Below are 17,751 nucleotides of genomic sequence, written 5' to 3'. Positions count from 1 at the left end.
ACCACTCGCAACATATACTACGGCTCAGTGCGGAGTGTACAGCCTACCAAAACTCTTGTGTAAATCCTATTATGTATTACTGAATCCCTTGATCCCCGCAAGTAGCCCGCTTTATTGCATCAAAGTCGTGCGATATTTAGCTATAAATTAACATTAATTTAAACTTTGATGGAGGCATAAACAAGCTAGAATTCAATAGTTTGCGTGGAAGACATGGAGTTTAAATACAAAATGTCACAAATAACAAATTAATATCGATCGCACTTCACGATCGCACTTTACAAAACAACCAAAACTCAGGAGTCAATCGCTGATGATGCTAGGAACAACCGAGATCCCGCAATTAAAGCCGCTTTCCGACTCAGAACTACACAAAATGAACGCCTACTGGCGGGCGGCAAACTACCTATCCGTCGGACAAATCTATCTCCTCGACAACCCCCTACTCAAAGAACCCCTCAAAATCGAACACGTCAAACCGAGACTCCTCGGACATTGGGGCACCACTCCAGGTTTAAACTTCATCTACGTTCACCTCAACCGCATCATCAAAGCCCAAGACCTCAACACCATCTACATCGCAGGCCCCGGACACGGCGGGCCGGGCTTGGTCGCCAACACCTATCTCGAAGGAACTTATACCGAATATTACTCGAACATTTCCGAAGATGAAGAGGGTATCAAACGGCTGTTCAAACAGTTCTCCTTTCCCGGCGGTATCCCCAGCCACGTCGCCCCGGAAACCCCCGGTTCGATTCACGAAGGCGGCGAACTCGGCTACGCCCTGGTTCACGCTTACGGGGCAGCCTTCGACAATCCCGATTTGATTGTGGCGGCCGTTGTCGGTGACGGGGAAGCCGAAACCGGCCCGCTGGCTGCTAGCTGGCACTCTAACAAGTTTCTCAACCCGGTTCGCGACGGGGCCGTGTTGCCGATTCTGCACTTGAACGGCTACAAAATTGCCAATCCAACGCTGTTGGCCCGCATTCCGCAAGAGGAATTGGAAAGTTTGATGGTCGGTTACGGCTACAAACCTTATTGGGTGGAAGGTTCAGACCCGGAAACGATGCACCAGTTGATGGCTGCAACTCTCGATACCGCGATCGGCGAAATTAAGGCGATTCAGGAAAAAGCCCGGACGGAGGGCTATTCCGGCCGTCCCCAGTGGCCGATGATTGTGATGAAAACTCCCAAAGGCTGGACGGGGCCGAAGGAAGTTGACGGTAAGAAAACTGAGGATTATTGGCGATCGCACCAAGTCCCACTTTCGGAAATGGCTTCTAAGCCGGGACACGTCCAACTCCTCGAAGATTGGATGAAAAGCTATAAGCCGGAAGAACTCTTCGATGAAAAGGGCAAGTTAATTCCCGAATTGGCAGAACTCGCACCGAAGGGCTCTCGACGCATGGGGGCAAATCCCCACGCTAACGGCGGCCTGCTGCTGCGAGACTTGAAAATGCCGAAATTTGAAGACTACGCCGTTGACGTGCAAAAACCGGGCACTGTAATGGCAGAAGCAACCCGCGTTTCCGGCCGCTTCCTGCGAGAGGTGATGACACTGAATCAGGAAAACGCCAATTTCCGCATTGTCGGGCCTGACGAGACGGCCTCAAACCGCCTCGATCCGGTGTTTGAAGTCACAAACCGGATGTGGGCGGGGGAAATTTTGCCCGAAGACGACCACATCTCCCCCGAAGGCCGGGTGATGGAAGTTCTCAGCGAACATCTATGTCAGGGATGGCTGGAAGGCTATTTGCTGACGGGACGCCACGGCTTTTTCTCCTGCTACGAGGCGTTTATTCACATCATCGATTCGATGTTCAACCAACACGCCAAGTGGTTGAAAACTACTAACGACATTCCTTGGCGCCGACCGATCGCCTCTCTCAACTACCTGCTAACTTCTCACGTTTGGCGACAAGACCACAACGGTTTTTCTCACCAAGATCCGGGTTTTATCGACCACGTAATTAACAAGAAAGCGGAGGTTGTGCGGATTTATTTGCCGCCGGATGCGAACACTTTGCTGTCAGTAACGGATCACTGTCTCCGCAGCCGCCACTATGTCAACGTGATTATTGCAGGGAAGCAGCCGGCATTACAGTATTTGGATATGGATGCTGCGATTAAACACTGTACGGCCGGCATCGGTATTTGGGAGTGGGCCAGCAATGATAAAGGTGGCGAACCGGATGTGGTGATGGCTTGCGCGGGTGATGTTCCGACGCTGGAAACTTTGGCTGCGGTTGACATCCTCCGCCGAGATTATCCCGATTTAAAAGTGCGGGTGGTTAATGTGGTGGATTTGATGACTCTTCAGCCTTCGACAGAACATCCCCACGGTTTGTCTGACAAGGATTTTGATAGTTTGTTCACGAAAGATAAGCCGGTGATTTTTGCTTTTCACGGCTATCCTTGGCTGATTCACCGATTGGCTTACCGCCGCACAAATCACTCGAATATTCACGTTCGGGGTTACAAGGAAGAGGGAACGACTACGACGCCGTTTGATATGGTGGTGGTTAATGACCTCGATCGATTCCACTTGGTTGGAGATGTACTCGATCGCGTTCCAAAACTGAGCTCTGTAGCAGCTTACGGCAAACAAGCTATCCGTGACAAGCTGATCGAGCACACGCAGTATATCACTGAGCACGGCGATGATATGCCGGAAATCCGCGACTGGAAGTGGCCGCACGCGGGCCCGGTTTCGCCGGAAGCGCCGAAGGAAACAAAAGATCCGGGGGCGACGGCAGAACAAACTGTGCGATCGGGTGCACCGGGCTAGCGATATTCTGGGTAGGGGCACGGCATTGCCGTGTCCGGCACACGATCGGGGATTAGGACACCGCATTCCCTTGTCCCTACAGGCGATCTTCCTCTGCGGTTCGTTCAATAAAAGTCTCTTTCAACAATCAAATAAAAGTGGTATATATGAGCTTAAAAATCTACTTTGTACGACACGGTGAAACGACTTACAGCAAGACTGGCGGTTTCTGCGGCCATATCGATCCAGAATTAACGCCCGTAGGTTCTCAAATGGCAGAACAATTTGCCGCCACTTACGCAAAATTGCCTTGGGATGCTGTTTATGTCAGTCCGATGAAACGCACAATTGCTACTGCAAAACCTTTGTGCGATGCTGTGGGAATTGAAATGCAGCTTCGCGACGGACTGAGGGAGATTAATTACGGTAAGTGGGAAGGCAAAACAGTAGGAGAGGTCAAAAAAGAATACGAAGAAGATTATATTAATTGGCTGACTGAACCTGCTTGGAATGCACCGAATGGCGGCGAGACTTCCGTGGAAATTGCTAGCCGATCGTCCTTAGTTATCGCAGAAATTCAAGAAAAGTACAAGAGCGGTAATGTTTTGGTTGTCTCACACAAGGCGACTATTAGAATTATTCTGTGCAGTCTCTTGGGGATTGATTTGGGACGTTATCGCTATCGAATTGCCGCTTTAGCAGCTTCTGTCAGTATTGTCAAGTTTGATGTTCGTGGCCCGTTGCTGGAGGTTTTGGGCGATCGATCGTACATGGATGAAACTCTCCGCAATTTGCCCGGTACTTGAAATTGCGGGTAGGGTGCGCGCACTGCCTACCCGTAGTGTCTGAAACTAAATCGCGCCTATGTAAGACAATCCTAAAATAGTACCTGCTCCCAAAACATGACCAAAGGCCATAGTTCCCACAACTGCACCTAAACTCAAACCGCCGAACATACTGGATGAGGGCATTGCTGGGCCTGTGTGAGGCTTTTGGATGGTTGATTTGCCGATCGCAATAGCTAAAACATTGCAAAGAATCATAATCAAACCGATTGTAGGGCTCCACTCTACGGTTCTGGGGGCAACGGCAAGTAAAATTGGTGTAAACATCGATCGGCTCCTTAAACTTTAGTAAACGAAAATGTGCATAGAAGATATATCAAAAAAATGCAACTGTTAGCTACACATTGCATTAAGAGTTAATTTTTCGACATTTTTCTTAATATTTTTCCCAGGATCTCAAGATTTCTTAGCCTGTGCAGGCGGACGAAAGTTTGACAACACACGATTGCAATCGCCTAGCGATCGAAAGAACGAATCAACAGGAAATAATAAAGCATGAAAATACTGGTGTTAAATGCAGGGTCTAGCAGTCAAAAGAGCTGTCTTTACGAGTTAAATGATGTCCTCCCCGATCGACCTTTGCAACCCCTCTGGGAGGCTCAAATAGACTGGACTCACCAGCAGGGTATAGCAGAGTTGAAAGTCAAAACAGCAAAAGGCGATCAGCTTGAAGAGGAGTTTGCCTCAGACTCTCGCAAAGATGCTATTTCTCGAATGCTGGACAGTCTTTGGAGGGGAAGAACTCAAACAATTAATGATTTAAAAGAGATTGATATTGTCGGTCACCGCGTCGTACATGGCGGGGAAGATTATCAGCAAAGTACGTTAATTTCGCCGGATGTTAAAAAGGCGATCGCCCGTTTATCTGTTTTCGCCCCCGTACACAATCCGGTTAACCTCGAAGGCATCGAAGCGATTGAAAAAATCCTCCCAAATGTGCCGCAAGTAGCAGTATTTGATACAGCTTTTCACGCACAATTGCCGCCCGCAGCCTTTGTTTATCCCGGCCCCTATGAATGGCTGGAAAATGGGATTCGCCGTTACGGTTTTCACGGGATTAGCCATCAATATTGCGCGCGTAGGGCCGCCGACATTCTGGGTCGAGATGTGGCAGATTTGCGGTTGATTAGCTGTCATTTGGGCAACGGATGTTCTCTGGCGGCCATTCGCGGTGGCTGGAGTGTTGACACCACGATGGGATTTACGCCTTTGGAAGGTTTGATGATGGGAAGTCGATCGGGTTCGATCGATCCAGGCATCCTCATTCATCTATTAAAACAATCCGATTTTACTGCTGAGAAACTTGATGGTATTCTCAATCGAAATTCTGGTTTAAAAGGTATTTCTGGGGTGTCTAGCGATCTGCGGCAGATTGGAGATGCGATCGCCCAAGGTAATCAGAGAGCTCAACTTGCTTTGGATATTTACATCCACCGTTTGCGTGCTGGCATTGGTGCCATGCTGGCGAGTTTAGGAGGGTTGGATGCTTTAATTTTTACGGCGGGAGTTGGGGAAAATTCTGCTGTTGTGCGCGCAGCAGCTTGCGAAGCTTTTGGATTTATCGGGTTAAAATTGGATGGGGATAAAAATCAACTGTCACCAATCGATCAAGATATTGCGGCACTGGATTCAGCAATGAGAATTTTGGTAATTCACACACAGGAAGATTGGGAAATTGCGCGAGAATGCTGGAAACTTTATCACTAATTTATTTTATGAATTCCTGCAACAGCGATGCCCAATCAGCTTCGCAGAAGTGTCAATCGATTTTAGATTCTAGATTTTAGATTTTAGATTAAAGAATTGAAGCATTGACCCCACAGATCAATTCGGGCGCTTGTTTATCGGATACAGGTTTTTTATTTATCCGTCCTGAGTCTGCTTTCGGAATGAATCCGGGGGCTTGTATCCTGGATGCTTTCGGTCAAAAATCACGCTCGGCGCCACAGTAATAGATCTAATTCATCTGCGTTAATCTGTGTTTGTCTGCCCTAATCTGCGGTAAAAAAAAGATAATTTATTAACCGCAGATGACAAAGGATTGACGCTGATTCACGCAGAGGTCGAGAATAGAGATATGAATAATTCCGAGGCTAACAGATTTGATATGACATCATTGGAATACTGCCAGGGTTGGTAATGATCCAGAAACGGTTACAAAACTTGCCGTAGGGCGATCGGAATTTCAATAATAAACTCGCTCCCCTCTCCGGGTGCAGAAACGCAAGTCAATGTTCCGCCATGAGAACTGACAACAATCGAGTGAGAAATAGACAATCCCAAACCCGTTCCCGAACCCACGGGTTTAGTTGTAAAAAAGGGATCGAATATCTTGTGCAGCACGTCAGTGCTCATCCCCGGCCCGCTGTCGGCAATTCTAATTATGACAGAATTCCTGTCAGTCACCTCTGTAGAAATTGTAATCGTAGGCTGTTGATGAGAGTTTTGCGGGTAATCTCTTGCTACAAGGAGAGCATCGATCGCATTGGTGAGAATATTCATAAACACCTGATTGAGTTGTCCGGCGTAGCATTCCACCAGGGGTAGAGAACCGTAGTTTTGAATCACCTCAATAGACGGTCGTTCCGGTCTATGTTTGAGGCGGTGTTGCAAAATCAGTAAGGTGCTGTTAATACCCTCATGGATATCCACTGCTTTAAAATCTGCTTCGTCCATCCGTGAAAAGTTCCGCAACGACAGGACAATTTGGCGGATGCGATCGGTACCCATTTTCATCGAAGACAGCATTTTAGGCAGGTCTTCTTGCAAGAACTCCAGGTCGATTTCTTCGGCTGCGATTTGAATTTCGTCAGCAGGGTTAGGATAGTGCTGTTGATAAAGCTGCACGAACTTTAACAAATCTTGGGTGTATTGCTGTGTATGGACGAGGTTGCCGTGAATGAAGTTGACCGGGTTGTTAATTTCGTGGGCGACTCCACCAACCATTTGCCCCAAACTAGACATTTTTTCGCTCTGAATTATCTGTGATTGGCTGCGTTGCAACTCACTTAGGGCGTTTTTGAGTTCACCGGTGCGGTATTCCACCCGATCTTCTAATTCTGCATTACTTTTTTCTAAGGCGGTAAACGATTCGCGCAGTTGTCTTGCCATCTGGTTAAAGGAGTTGGCAAGGGCGTTGAGTTCTTGAATACGGCTGTCTTCTACAGCTTGGTCGAAGTTGCCAGATGTTATTGCCTCACTCGCCCGATTCAGTCGCAGAATCGGACGCGCAATCCAGCCGGAGGTGAGAACGCCCATCCCACAAGCTACCCCCAATGCTGCTAAGCAGAGCAAGATTGTGGTGCGGGTGTTGGCATCAATCTGTGCCATGAATTCGCTTTCTGGCACACTCACCACCACTAACCAATCCAATCCATATTGGTCGCGCCAGGGAGTGAGTTGCACATAGTAGAGTTCTCCCTGAAAATCAAGTCGGAGATCCGTGTCTTTAGAAATGGATTGAAACCCTTTGAAGCGTTGCTGGATTTGTTTGGCAATTCCCTGCACTATGGGATTGGGACTGTCGATCGCCTTCAAACGCCGAATCTCGTCTTTGACGGTGATAAATGGTTGTTCTTTCGCAGAGTTTGCGATCAACAGCCCATTTCGTTCCATGATGAAAACCTGCCCTGAGCTACTGATATCTATATTCCGTAAGAAATCGCTCAGTTTCAACAGATGGATATCGACTCCAACCATTCCTAGCAAGCGATTATTTGCGTCATAAATGGGGCGACCGGCAGAGGCAGCGATGTAGGGATGATTGGGATAATTTACGGTGACGATCCGCGACCAGATGGGTTTACCTGCTTTCATGGGTTCGGTGTACCAGGGTTCTTGCAAGTTGTCCCAATCATAAATAGTCACGACGTGAGTGCGATCGCCTTTGTTGTCTGTGGCATAGTTGATCACATTATTCGGCGGTTTGGGAGTCCAATCATCAATCACGACGGCTTTGGGGTCGTAGCGTGCGGCCCCTACTCCCTCACCCGTGATCAGTCCAATGCCGATGTAATTCAGGTCATAAGCCTGCATTTGGTGCCAGAAATACTTACCGAGGGTTTGGCGATCGCGCACATCTAGCAACCCCATCCGAATCGCATCGGCGTTAACCTGAATCACTTGATGCGGAATAGATAAATAAGCCTCCAGATGTTGATTCACCGAAATGCTGGTTCGATCCATCAACCGATCCGCCAGGTCGTTTACGGCTTTTTGTCCATTTTTGAACGACAAATATCCAACCAGACCGACCGCTCCAAAAATTTGCAAAACAAATGGCACCATTAGTATGAGCTGCAATGGGATCGCCTGAGTTTTGCCGAAGTTACGTATCTTCATGATCGGAATTTACTTTTATTTTACTATGATCTACTATCTACAGTTCGATCATGAAAATACACAGAATGTCTACTTTTTTAATTAAAAATCTGACACTTTTTATGCTTTACCGGAGCATTGCCACCTCGTCGTGATGAAAAGTCCTCAGTGCGGCTGCAAAAGGGCGATCGCGCTTTTGTCGAAACCAGAGCGATCGACTTTAATGCAGAGTTTTCGCCGAGCTTGAATTGCGAATTCAAAGTTTAGTAAACGCAATGCGTGGCCGGATTGTTAAGGGTTGCTAACTGGAATTGATTTGGGGATGTTGGTTGATAGTAGCGACGATTACAAAACTTGCCGTGGGGCGATCGGAATTTCAATAATAAACTCGCTCCCCTCTCCGGCTGCAGAAACGCAAGTCAATTTTCCGCCATGAGAACTCACAACAATCGAGTGAGAAATAGACAATCCCAAACCAGTTCCCGAACCCACGGGCTTAGTTGTAAAAAATGGATCGAATATCTTGTGCAGCACCTCAGTGCTCATCCCCGGCCCACTGTCGGCAATTCTAATTATGACAGAATTCCTGTCAGTCACCTCTGTAGAAATTGTAATCGTAGGCTGTTGATGAGAGTTTTCCGGGGCGTCTCTTGCGACGAGGAGAGCATCGATCGCATTTGTCAAAATATTCATAAATACCTGATTCAACTGAGACGCATAACAAGTAATTAGTGGTAGCGTGCTGTAATTTTTAATCACCTCAATTCCCAAACGCCCACCCTCTTTTCTCAGGCGCGGTTGGAGCAACATCACCGTACTGTCAATGCCTTGATGGATATCTACCGACTTCATTTGCGCTTCGTCGAGGCGCGAGAAATTCCGCAAGCTTAGCACAATATCTCGGATTCTTTCCGCTCCTACTTTCATGGAATCCAGCAGCTTTTGCAAATCCTCGCTCAAGAATTCCAGCTCAATTGTTTCTATTTCTTCTAGAATTTCATCCGCAGGTTCTGGATAGTGCTGCTGGTAAAGCTCAATCAATTTTAGCAAGTCTTTAACGTATTCGCTAGCCGGATTAAGATTGCCGTAGATGAAACTTACAGGATTATTAATTTCGTGAGCTACACCAGCGACCATTTGTCCCAAACTAGACATCTTTTCCGTTTGGATTAATTGAGCTTGAGTTAGTTTCAACTCGCGCAAAGTGTGTTCTAAACGCTCATTCTTTTCATTTAACTCCTGCGTCCGCTCTTGCACTTTTTGTTCCACAGAATTGTAAAGCAGAGCATTTTCCAAAGAAATAGCAACTTGGGAAGAAAGCAACCTTAAAACTTCCAATCGGTGGGGAGTAAACGCTCCGACAGTCAAATTATTTTCTAAATAAAGAATGCCGATCAGTTTGCCTTGATTAATGATTGGAGTACACAAAATAGATTGCAGTTTGTGTTTAGCGATGTAAGGATCGGCTGTGAATAGTCCCTCAGCCGCCGCATTGCTCAACACCAAATCCGAGCGAGTCCTTTCCACATAATTAATCACCGTCACAGGTAAATCATGATATTCTCCAACAGGCGTAAATTGCAGAACAGCTACATCTTCAGCAAATACTGAGGCTTTAGCAGAAATCAACAGTTGACCATCTCTAACTAAAATTAGAAAACCTAATTGAGCACCCGCATTTTCTAAGGAGATTCTCATTAAAGAAGCCAGCAACTTATCGAGGACAATTTCGCTAGAAATCGCCAGAGAGGCTTTCATTACCGTTGCCAAATCGAGCACTCTCGCATCGCTGCCAGTAGAAGTATGAATAGTTGTGGTAGTTTGACTGTTGTTAAAACTTCCGTTGATTGGCGTCATTTCCCGCAACTGCGGATACTTCTGTTCTAAATCTTCTACTTTGCGAACTGCACCCCAGCGCAAGTAGCACGAGTGAGCTTCGCGCAAGTGAATTTTGGCATATTGATACTTGCCTTTACTCAACCAAAACTTAGCTGCTAGTTCATTAGCTAGCGCTTCATTTTGGACAAACTCATTGTCTTGGGCTAAATTTATAGAGAAATCGTACAGTTCTACAGCTTCTGAATCTTTCTTGGAAATTCGGGCTATTTCTGCTTGTACTAAAAGGTACTTGTGCAGAAAATTTTCGGCACAGTTGTCTGCCCAAATTTTCATCTGTTTTTGGTTTTCCTCTAACTTTTCCAAGTATTCCTTTTGCTTCTCTTCTGAAACATTTGGGAAAACGGCCGCTAAAGTTAGAGAAAAGAAAAAATTCCATTCGGTAGCGGGTATCGCTCCGGTAATAAAAGATAGCTGTTTTTCTACTTCCAAAGCTAGTTGTAGGGCTTCGTTGAAGTTGCCGTACCAGTACATTACCTGGCATTTGCGAATCTGATAAAGGCAGAGCGAGTACAAATTTTGATGAGCTTGACAGTTGTGTACGTATTCAGCTTCGCTGATATCTTCGCTTTCAAATACAAACTTTTCAGGAGTTAGTTTGCTCAAGTTACGCAGGATTAACTCTACCCCTAATAATATATCGGTTACGAGCTGATTTTTGGTCTTTTGGCTGAACTGCAAATACCTGCTCGTGTCTGCCAGAATTTGCGAGATTTCTTTACCTTGAAAAAATGAGTTAGCTATGCGGTTGGACAGGATATAACCCGCATACTCTAAATCTCCTGATTCTAAAGCTGCTTGATATCCTTCATTGCTGATTGCGTGGGAATCTTTGATGTGATTGAACCAGTAATAAAAAATACTGACCAGGGATGAACAAGCTCTGCACTTCAAGCCGATATTGCCAGATTTTTCGCTGAGATTCAGGGAGAGTAAGCCGAATTGATACGCAGCTTTGTAATCTCCCGAAACTGCGTTTAAGAACATACCGTAGCCAGCATAGCAAAGAGAGGCTTCGGGTACTAAACCGTATTGTAGAGAAAGATTGACTCCTTTTAAAACGCTGACTTTCCACAAGTCTGGATTTTTGAGGTACGCCGATGTCAGCAAGTTTGTAATTAATTTGACTGCAACTTTTTTGTCTGGTACAGTCATTTCGGGGGCGTCAATTAGGGAAGCTATTTCTCTACCGGCTAAAATATTTGTAGCGGCTGCAAATTCTTCGGATATGACTTTTTGTAGCCCGTCTAGCGGCAAGTCAATGCCTAGCAAGTCCAAAGCTTGGATTCCGGCTTTAACGGCTTCTTCGTACTTCGCCCGCAGGGTGTACTGCACGATCAGCAGGTTGTAAATTTCTACCTTTTCTAAGGGCGATCGCGCTTTTTCCAGAGTTATATTAATAAATTCTTCAGACTTCTCGAAATAACCGTTTAAATACTCGACATTTGCCCGCTCCATGTGCAAGGCAAAGGCTAAATCGTAGTGGGCATCCCAAATATCGGCGCTCAAACCGTCCATGCCTGCGGTCAAATACTGCAAGGCAGCAACATAAGCAGTGGCATCTTTTGCTCTGCGGGCGGCGTCTAAATTCAGCGTTGCCAGTTCAATTAATTCTCGATCTTCATTAATTAGCGATCGAGCCACATTCAAGTGATCGACTAATTCAAAGATTCTGTCAGCGCGATATTCAGCCGGAGTATTTTCTAGGATTTGCCTGCCTATTTTCAGGTGAACTGCCTTTTTTTGCGAGTCGTCGATCAGAGCGTAAGCTGCTTGCTGTACGCGATCGTGCAAAAATTTATAATTCAGAATCAAGAGCGGAAACAGCACGTAATCTAATGACTTGCTTTCCAATTCCGAAGTTGGCAGAATCAGTCCCGACTTAATGGCGGGCAACAGGTGAGAAAAAGTTTCCGAGGCTTCTTTTTCATGAATTAAAGAAAGAGTATTCAAGTCAAATTCGTTCCCCAAACAAGCCACTAAACGCAAAACTTGCTGCGTTGAACTTGGCAGTTTCCTCAATTTTTGTACCATCAAATCTACTACATTGTCAGTGATAGCGCACTGCTCGATTTGGGTCATATCCCAATGCCAGCCGCCCTTGCTCCCCGACTGTGGCGGGTGAAAAACTAGCAGGTTTTCCTGATACAATGTTTGCAGAAATTGATTGACAAAAAAAGGATTGCCGTCTGTTTTACTGATTACCAATTCAGCTAATGGTTTGACAGATTCTCGATCGCTGTGCAAAGTCTCCGCAATCAAATGAGTTATGTTTTCCACCCCCAGCGGCGACAAAGCAATCTGATTAATGATAGCTTCCTGATTTCGCAGTGTCTCCACAGTCATCATTAAAGGATGAGTGGGACTAACTTCATTATCCCGATAAGCGCCAATTAAAAACAGATATTGCGTAGCTTCATCTGTCATCATCAATTCGATCAGCTTGAGAGTAGCCGAATCAGCCCACTGCAAATCGTCGAGAAAAATGACCAGCGGATGTTCTGGCTGGCAAAATACGCGAATGAAATTTTGAAATACTAAATTAAAGCGGTTAAGAGATTCCGTCGGCCCCAATTCAGCTACAGGAGACTGAGCTCCGACAATTAGTTCAACTTCGGGAATGACATCAATAATAATTTGCCCGTTTTGACCGAAGGAACTGCGGAGTTTTTCGCGCCAAACTGCTAATTGAGCCTCACTTTCAGTTAACAGTTGTCGCACCAACTCCGAAAAAGCGCTGACAACGGCAGAGTAAGGAATAGTCCGCTTGTACTGGTCAAACTTTCCCCATATAAAATATCCACGTCTGCGGGTAATAGGTTTATCTAAAATCTTCACCATTGCAGATTTGCCAATGCCGGAATAACCGGCAATCAGCATCATCTCGCTGCGAGATTTATGTTGTCCTCTCGCCATGACTGACAAGGGGATTTCTTTTTTCGATTTGCTCTCTTTTTTGATGACAGAAATTTGAGAATCGTCACTGCGATAGCCTCGATTATTTGTTGCTGCTACCCGTTCAAATGCCGCTAAAAGAGTTTCAACTTCTCGCTGTCTGCCGTAAAGTTTTTGAGGGATTTGAAATTTGTCTGAAATATCTTGGCTGCCGAGAGGAAACTCAGAAACAACCCCAGATGTTTGCCACTGAAACAGGCAGGATTCCAAATCGGCTTTTAGTCCCCAAGCACTTTGATAACGCTCCTCAGCGGTTTTTGCTAACAATTTCATCACAATATCTGAAACAGCTTTAGGAATTTCTGGGGCTATTTCAGCGAGAGGGACTGGCTGTTTGGCTATGTGACAGTGAACTAACTCCATGGGATCTGTCGTGGGAAAAGGGAGTTGTCCTGCCAGGATTTCATAGAAGGTCACGCCGAGGGAATAAAAGTCGGTGCGGTAATCGACTACCCGGTTCATTCTGCCGGTTTGTTCGGGCGACATATAGGCTAAAGTGCCTTCTAAAAAATTGGGATTTTTATTGGGAATATTTTCCAGGTTGGATGCTGTTGAAATGCTGAAATCTATTAGTTTCACTTGTCCGGTAGCAGGATTAAAAACTATATTAGAGGGATTTATATCTTTATGAATTACATTTTTTCCGTGAATTTCTCCCAAAGTTTCAGCAACTTTGATGGCCGTAGTCAGAAATCCTAACAGGGTAAATTTTTGGGAACCCATAAAAATTTTTAAAGATTCCCCGCCAAAATCTTCTAAGATCATTGCCAGACTATTTCTAACCTGTTGCAACTTATACACTTTCACAACTCCGTCCAACAGGCTTAAGTTGGCAGTGATCTCATATTCGCGCTTGTATCTATTCAGTTCTTCAGGAGTGGGATAGTCTTCTTTGATAAGTTTGATAATAACAGGTTGGTTGTTCTGCTCGTTGTGGCCGCGGTAAACCAGGGAAGTGCTGCTTTCATAAATGAGAGCGAGAACTGCAACGCCGGGAATTGCCATCATAGTTGGGTTCTCTCAAATTAGGTGTGCTTGGTCAATGTTACAGGACTGACGCGCGGCGGGCTAGAAACCGGGTTTCTTCGTTGCTAGTCGTTGACAAACCCAAGATTTTATCGTGTAAATCAGGTTTCTTTTCGTAAATCCTATGTTATTCTTCATTATCGCTCAAGAGCTATCTTTTGGGATGTGTGGGAAAGCAGGCCTTGACAGCAAAGAGCTACTGCTGACAAAAGCACGCTGCGGCTTTCGTTACCTCAGCAGTTAGGTTAACAAGAGCGCAAATACAGGAGTTGTGCAAGGATTTACTCTAATGCTCGATCGCCATTCTGACAACCAAATCATCTCCGATTCTAAGCAATCGCTGGACTTTAGTAGAGCGTCATCACATCTCGTGAAAATACGCAAGTGCTTAAAGATTTATTTTTTCCGGTGATCGGGCCCGAATTTGCGGTGCTTCAAAAAAACCGGGCGGTGCAAATCTTAACTATAATTAGCGACCGAGGCGCTGAGGGAAGTAAGTGTTGCTTCGGAATCTGAAATTTTATTCAGTTCTATCTATTTTGACCGATCGATTAACAATACTAACTGACCGAAATTATCTAGGATACAAGCCCCCGGATTCATCGATCCAGAAATAAAAAACCTGTATCCGATGAAACTTGCCCCCCGAATTTATCCGTGAGGTCAGTCGATTTTAGATTTTAGATTTTAGATTTTAGATTTACCCCACAGATAAATCTGGGAGCTTGAACTAGGGTCTAAAATTTTTATCTTTCCACAACTCCTGTACGTGGCACGGTATCCGTTTTTGGGCTGGTCAAGGCTTCAATTCTTTAATCTAAAATCTAAAATCTAAAATCTAAAATCGATTGACCGAAAGCATCCAGGATACAAGCCCCTGGATTCATCCGTCCAGAAATAAAAAACCTGTATCCCATAAAGGAACCCCCGAATTTATCCGTGGGGTCAATCCTTCAATTCTTTAATCTAAAATCTAAAATCTAAAATCGATTGACCGTTTGAGCAGAGTAAATTTGACAAAAAATGCTGAATTATTGCACCTTGTCTGGTGCGCGGCAGCGAACCCTACATTAATCAAATTTGCCTAACTCTTAAGAAAATTTTAGGAAAGATTAAGAATTATTGCCATAAAACCCAGGTAAAGTTGTTTAAATTGCGAGTCAAATGCCAAGCAGACAAAGCGTTTGAGCATTTCCCAAATGTGTAAATCCTCAGAAACTTAGTATTTCTCAAGGATTCATCCGGTGAGAAAATCAGAAACAACCTTAAAATTTAGCAGTAATCGCCCGATCGGGCAATTCTCAACCAGCACCAGGAAAAAAACCTATGAAATTGGCTTATTGGATGTACGCAGGCCCAGCCCACATCGGCACTTTGCGCGTCGCCACTTCCTTCAAAAACGTCCATGCAATCATGCACGCACCGATTGGAGACGACTATTTTAACGTCATGCGTTCCATGCTGGAGAGGGAACGGGATTTCACCCCGGTAACTACCAGCGTCGTTGACAGACACGTACTGGCGCGGGGTTCCCAGGAACGGGTGGTGGACAACATCACCCGCAAAGACAGAGAAGAACACCCAGATTTAATCGTGCTCACCCCGACTTGCACCTCCAGCATTCTGCAAGAAGACTTGGAAAACTTCGTGGAACGAGCTCAATTGGATGCCAAAGGCGATGTATTGCTGGCGGATGTTAACCATTATCGGGTAAACGAACTGCAAGCTGCCGATCGCACTTTGGATCAAATCGTCCAATTTTACATTAACAAAGCCCGCAAAAAAGGCGATTTAGTAGAAGCCAAAAGCGAAAAACCATCTGTCAACATTATCGGTATGTCTACGCTGGGTTTCCACAACCAGCACGACTGCACCGAGTTGAAACGTTTGATGGCAGATTTGGGCATTGAAGTCAACGAAGTTATTCCCGAAGGTGCTTCGGTTCACAACTTAAAAAGACTGCCGCGCGCTTGGTTTAACTTGGTTCCTTATCGGGAATTGGGGATGATGGCCGGGGAGTATTTGCAAAAAGAATTCGGCACGCCGATGGTGGATATTACGCCGATGGGTGTGGTAGAAACGGCGCGCTGTATCCGCAAGATTCAGCAAGTTTTGAATGCTCAAGGTGCGGATGTTGATTACGAAAACTTTATTGACCAACAAACTCGGTTTGTGTCGCAGGCTGCTTGGTTTTCGCGATCGATCGACTGCCAAAACTTAACTGGCAAAAAAGCCGTCGTATTTGGCGATAATACGCACGCTGCGGCGATGACGAAGATTTTGGCTCGCGAGATGGGAATCCACGTTGTGTGGGCTGGAACCTACTGCAAACACGACGCTGACTGGTTCCGGGAACAGGTAAGCGAGTATTGCGATGAAGTGCTGGTGACGGACGATCACGGGGCGATCGGGGATGCGATCGCCAAAGCGGAACCTTCGGCGATTTTCGGCACCCAAATGGAACGCCACGTAGGTAAGCGGTTGGATATTCCCTGCGGCGTAATTGCTGCACCGATTCACGTCCAAAATTTCCCTATCGGCTACAAGCCATTTTTGGGTTATGAAGGTACAAATCAGTGCGTAGATTTGGTCTACAATTCCTTTACTTTGGGAATGGAAGACCACTTGCTGGAAATCTTCGGCGGCCACGATACTAAGGAAGTGATTACCAAGGGTATTTCGGCTGACTCTGATATGGGTTGGACGAAGGATGGACAAGCTGAGTTGAATAAAATCCCTGGTTTTGTGCGGGGTAAGGTGAAGCGGAATACTGAGAAGTTTGCGCGCGATCGGGGAATTGATAAGATTACCGTCGAGGTGCTGTACGCAGCGAAGGAATCTGTCGGCGCATAGTTTATTGGTAGGGTGGGCATTTGCCCACCTCACTTAGTAAAATAGAAATGCACTGTCACTTTTCAAACATAGAAAAGTTCTTTATGGCTAATTCTATTGCTTTCCAGACCGCGATCGAATATGTAGAATCTCTGGCAATTGAAGAGCAAGATTTGTTAATTGAATTAATTCAGAAACGGCGAATTGAAAATCGGCGAGTGGAAATTGCTAACAATGCAAGAGAGGTTTTGAGTGCTTTAAAAGTCGGCACAGCAAAGCGAGGCAACCTTGCACAGTTAAAAGCTGATTTACTGGATGAAGAATGAAAACTCTAGTTTGGAACAACAGTTTTCAACGGGCTTTTAAACGGATTATCAAGAGAAATCCGCAATTAGGTGAGAAAATCTTTTCGGTTTTGGAGTTGTTAGTGAACGATCCATTTTCTCCTCCATTGAAGTCACATAAACTGCGGGGGCAATTAGAAGGACTTTGGGCTTGTTGGGTTGAGTCCGATTGCCGAATAATCTATACTTTTGAGCAAGATAATGAAACGCAAGAGGAATTGATCGTCTTGATTGATATTGGGACGCATGATGAAGTATATTAACTGACGATCGCGCTTTAAAAGCAAAGTGCGATCGGCTTAACCCGGCACTTGCACCGCCTGACATCTTCTCCCACTCGAGTGAAGTCCTTGGGGTTAAGAGTCAACAACACATCCACACTTGCTTTCAGTGCAGCTTGAGCAATTAACCCATCGTAAATCCCTCCCTTTGGTAGGTTTAAACTAACAATTTTGGGTAGTCCTACATAGGCAGTATAATTAGGGGTTTTATTTGATAGATAAACTGGCGTTATACTCATGAATAAAATACCAAAGAGCTGCCCATGTGATTGGAGAGTGTTTTAGAGAATGAAATAGTTTTTCTTGACCATCGAGATATTCTTTGTCTGATGGTATTATTAAATCTTTTTATAGAGGGTAGTCCTGACTATATAGGGCTTGTTGAATATATTGATCGCACTTGATATGGCCTGGGTTTTGCTCGCGTGATCGAGAGTTGAGTGCAAGATAAACAGGTAGAATAGGTCAAAACCCGTGCATCACAA

11 protein-coding genes are annotated in these 17,751 nt (G+C 45.4%); 7 read left to right on the top strand and 4 right to left on the bottom strand.

Going from position 1 to position 17,751, the window contains the following annotated elements:
• The first annotated feature begins 313 nt into the window (after nucleotides 1-313).
• Nucleotides 314-2,788 (top strand): phosphoketolase family protein, encoded by a 2,475-nt coding sequence (locus QUA24_RS23380; RefSeq protein WP_333232454.1) that lies wholly within the window; start codon nucleotides 314-316, stop codon nucleotides 2,786-2,788.
• Nucleotides 2,789-2,934: 146 nt separating this feature from the next.
• The gene (locus QUA24_RS23375) at nucleotides 2,935-3,573 is read left to right on the top strand and encodes a histidine phosphatase family protein (RefSeq protein WP_333232452.1); all 639 of its coding nucleotides are present in this window, start codon (nucleotides 2,935-2,937) and stop codon (nucleotides 3,571-3,573) included.
• A gap of 45 nt (nucleotides 3,574-3,618) precedes the next feature.
• Here the strand turns inward: QUA24_RS23375 and psaK are convergent, their stop codons facing one another.
• The gene (psaK, locus tag QUA24_RS23370; RefSeq protein WP_333232450.1) at nucleotides 3,619-3,879 is read right to left on the bottom strand and encodes a photosystem I reaction center subunit PsaK; all 261 of its coding nucleotides are present in this window, start codon (nucleotides 3,877-3,879) and stop codon (nucleotides 3,619-3,621) included.
• Between the two features lie 228 nt (nucleotides 3,880-4,107).
• Here psaK and QUA24_RS23365 point away from each other — a divergent pair, with 228 nt between their 5' ends.
• Complete coding sequence (locus QUA24_RS23365; protein ID WP_333232448.1) at nucleotides 4,108-5,319, top strand: acetate kinase; 1,212 nt, start codon at nucleotides 4,108-4,110, stop codon at nucleotides 5,317-5,319.
• A 447-nt stretch (nucleotides 5,320-5,766) separates the two neighbouring features.
• Here the strand turns inward: QUA24_RS23365 and QUA24_RS23360 are convergent, their stop codons facing one another.
• Nucleotides 5,767-7,953 carry an ATP-binding protein gene (locus tag QUA24_RS23360; protein WP_445242642.1) on the bottom strand — a complete coding sequence of 729 codons (2,187 nt, stop codon included), beginning with the start codon at nucleotides 7,951-7,953 and terminating at the stop codon, nucleotides 5,767-5,769.
• A gap of 117 nt (nucleotides 7,954-8,070) precedes the next feature.
• On the opposite strand from QUA24_RS23360, the gene QUA24_RS23355 reads away from it, so the two are divergent.
• Nucleotides 8,071-8,199 (top strand): hypothetical protein, encoded by a 129-nt coding sequence (locus QUA24_RS23355; RefSeq protein ID WP_333232444.1) that lies wholly within the window; start codon nucleotides 8,071-8,073, stop codon nucleotides 8,197-8,199.
• A 78-nt stretch (nucleotides 8,200-8,277) separates the two neighbouring features.
• On the opposite strand, the gene QUA24_RS23350 is transcribed toward QUA24_RS23355, so the two are convergent.
• Nucleotides 8,278-13,791 (bottom strand): AAA family ATPase, encoded by a 5,514-nt coding sequence (locus tag QUA24_RS23350; protein WP_333232442.1) that lies wholly within the window; start codon nucleotides 13,789-13,791, stop codon nucleotides 8,278-8,280.
• Nucleotides 13,792-15,135: 1,344 nt separating this feature from the next.
• Here QUA24_RS23350 and bchB point away from each other — a divergent pair.
• From bchB to QUA24_RS23335, 3 genes are all read left to right on the top strand, one after another.
• Nucleotides 15,136-16,662: a ferredoxin:protochlorophyllide reductase (ATP-dependent) subunit B gene (gene bchB / locus QUA24_RS23345; RefSeq protein WP_190659189.1), complete on the top strand. Its 1,527-nt coding sequence runs from the start codon at nucleotides 15,136-15,138 to the stop codon at nucleotides 16,660-16,662.
• Nucleotides 16,663-16,745: 83 nt separating this feature from the next.
• Nucleotides 16,746-16,967 (top strand): hypothetical protein, encoded by a 222-nt coding sequence (locus tag QUA24_RS23340; protein WP_333232440.1) that lies wholly within the window; start codon nucleotides 16,746-16,748, stop codon nucleotides 16,965-16,967.
• The gene (locus QUA24_RS23335) at nucleotides 16,964-17,248 is read left to right on the top strand and encodes a type II toxin-antitoxin system mRNA interferase toxin, RelE/StbE family (protein ID WP_333232438.1); all 285 of its coding nucleotides are present in this window, start codon (nucleotides 16,964-16,966) and stop codon (nucleotides 17,246-17,248) included. Before QUA24_RS23340 ends, QUA24_RS23335 begins: the two co-directional genes overlap by 4 nt.
• Nucleotides 17,249-17,262: 14 nt before the next feature.
• Here QUA24_RS23335 and QUA24_RS23330 read toward each other — a convergent pair whose 3' ends face one another.
• The gene (locus QUA24_RS23330; RefSeq protein WP_333232436.1) at nucleotides 17,263-17,505 is read right to left on the bottom strand and encodes a hypothetical protein; all 243 of its coding nucleotides are present in this window, start codon (nucleotides 17,503-17,505) and stop codon (nucleotides 17,263-17,265) included.
• Nucleotides 17,506-17,751: the final 246 nt, after the last annotated feature.

Origin of the sequence: Microcoleus sp. Pol12B5 (genome assembly GCF_036701335.1) — a bacterium.
Classification (GTDB): domain Bacteria; phylum Cyanobacteriota; class Cyanobacteriia; order Cyanobacteriales; family Microcoleaceae; genus Microcoleus.
This window is presented reverse-complemented; position numbering and strand designations above follow the sequence as displayed.

What these genes read in the sequence shown, in the direction of transcription:
- QUA24_RS23335 (WP_333232438.1), top strand. Translation starts at nt 16,964, where the DNA reads ATGAAAACTCTAGTTTGGAACAACAGTTTTCAACGGGCTTTTAAACGG.
- QUA24_RS23365 (WP_333232448.1), top strand. Translation starts at nt 4,108, where the DNA reads ATGAAAATACTGGTGTTAAATGCAGGGTCTAGCAGTCAAAAGAGCTGT.
- QUA24_RS23350 (WP_333232442.1), bottom strand. Translation starts at nt 13,791, where the DNA reads ATGATGGCAATTCCCGGCGTTGCAGTTCTCGCTCTCATTTATGAAAGC.
- QUA24_RS23360 (WP_445242642.1), bottom strand. Translation starts at nt 7,953, where the DNA reads ATGAAGATACGTAACTTCGGCAAAACTCAGGCGATCCCATTGCAGCTC.
- QUA24_RS23340 (WP_333232440.1), top strand. Translation starts at nt 16,746, where the DNA reads ATGGCTAATTCTATTGCTTTCCAGACCGCGATCGAATATGTAGAATCT.
- QUA24_RS23330 (WP_333232436.1), bottom strand. Translation starts at nt 17,505, where the DNA reads ATGAGTATAACGCCAGTTTATCTATCAAATAAAACCCCTAATTATACT.
- psaK (WP_333232450.1), bottom strand. Translation starts at nt 3,879, where the DNA reads ATGTTTACACCAATTTTACTTGCCGTTGCCCCCAGAACCGTAGAGTGG.
- bchB (WP_190659189.1), top strand. Translation starts at nt 15,136, where the DNA reads ATGAAATTGGCTTATTGGATGTACGCAGGCCCAGCCCACATCGGCACT.
- QUA24_RS23380 (WP_333232454.1), top strand. Translation starts at nt 314, where the DNA reads ATGATGCTAGGAACAACCGAGATCCCGCAATTAAAGCCGCTTTCCGAC.
- QUA24_RS23375 (WP_333232452.1), top strand. Translation starts at nt 2,935, where the DNA reads ATGAGCTTAAAAATCTACTTTGTACGACACGGTGAAACGACTTACAGC.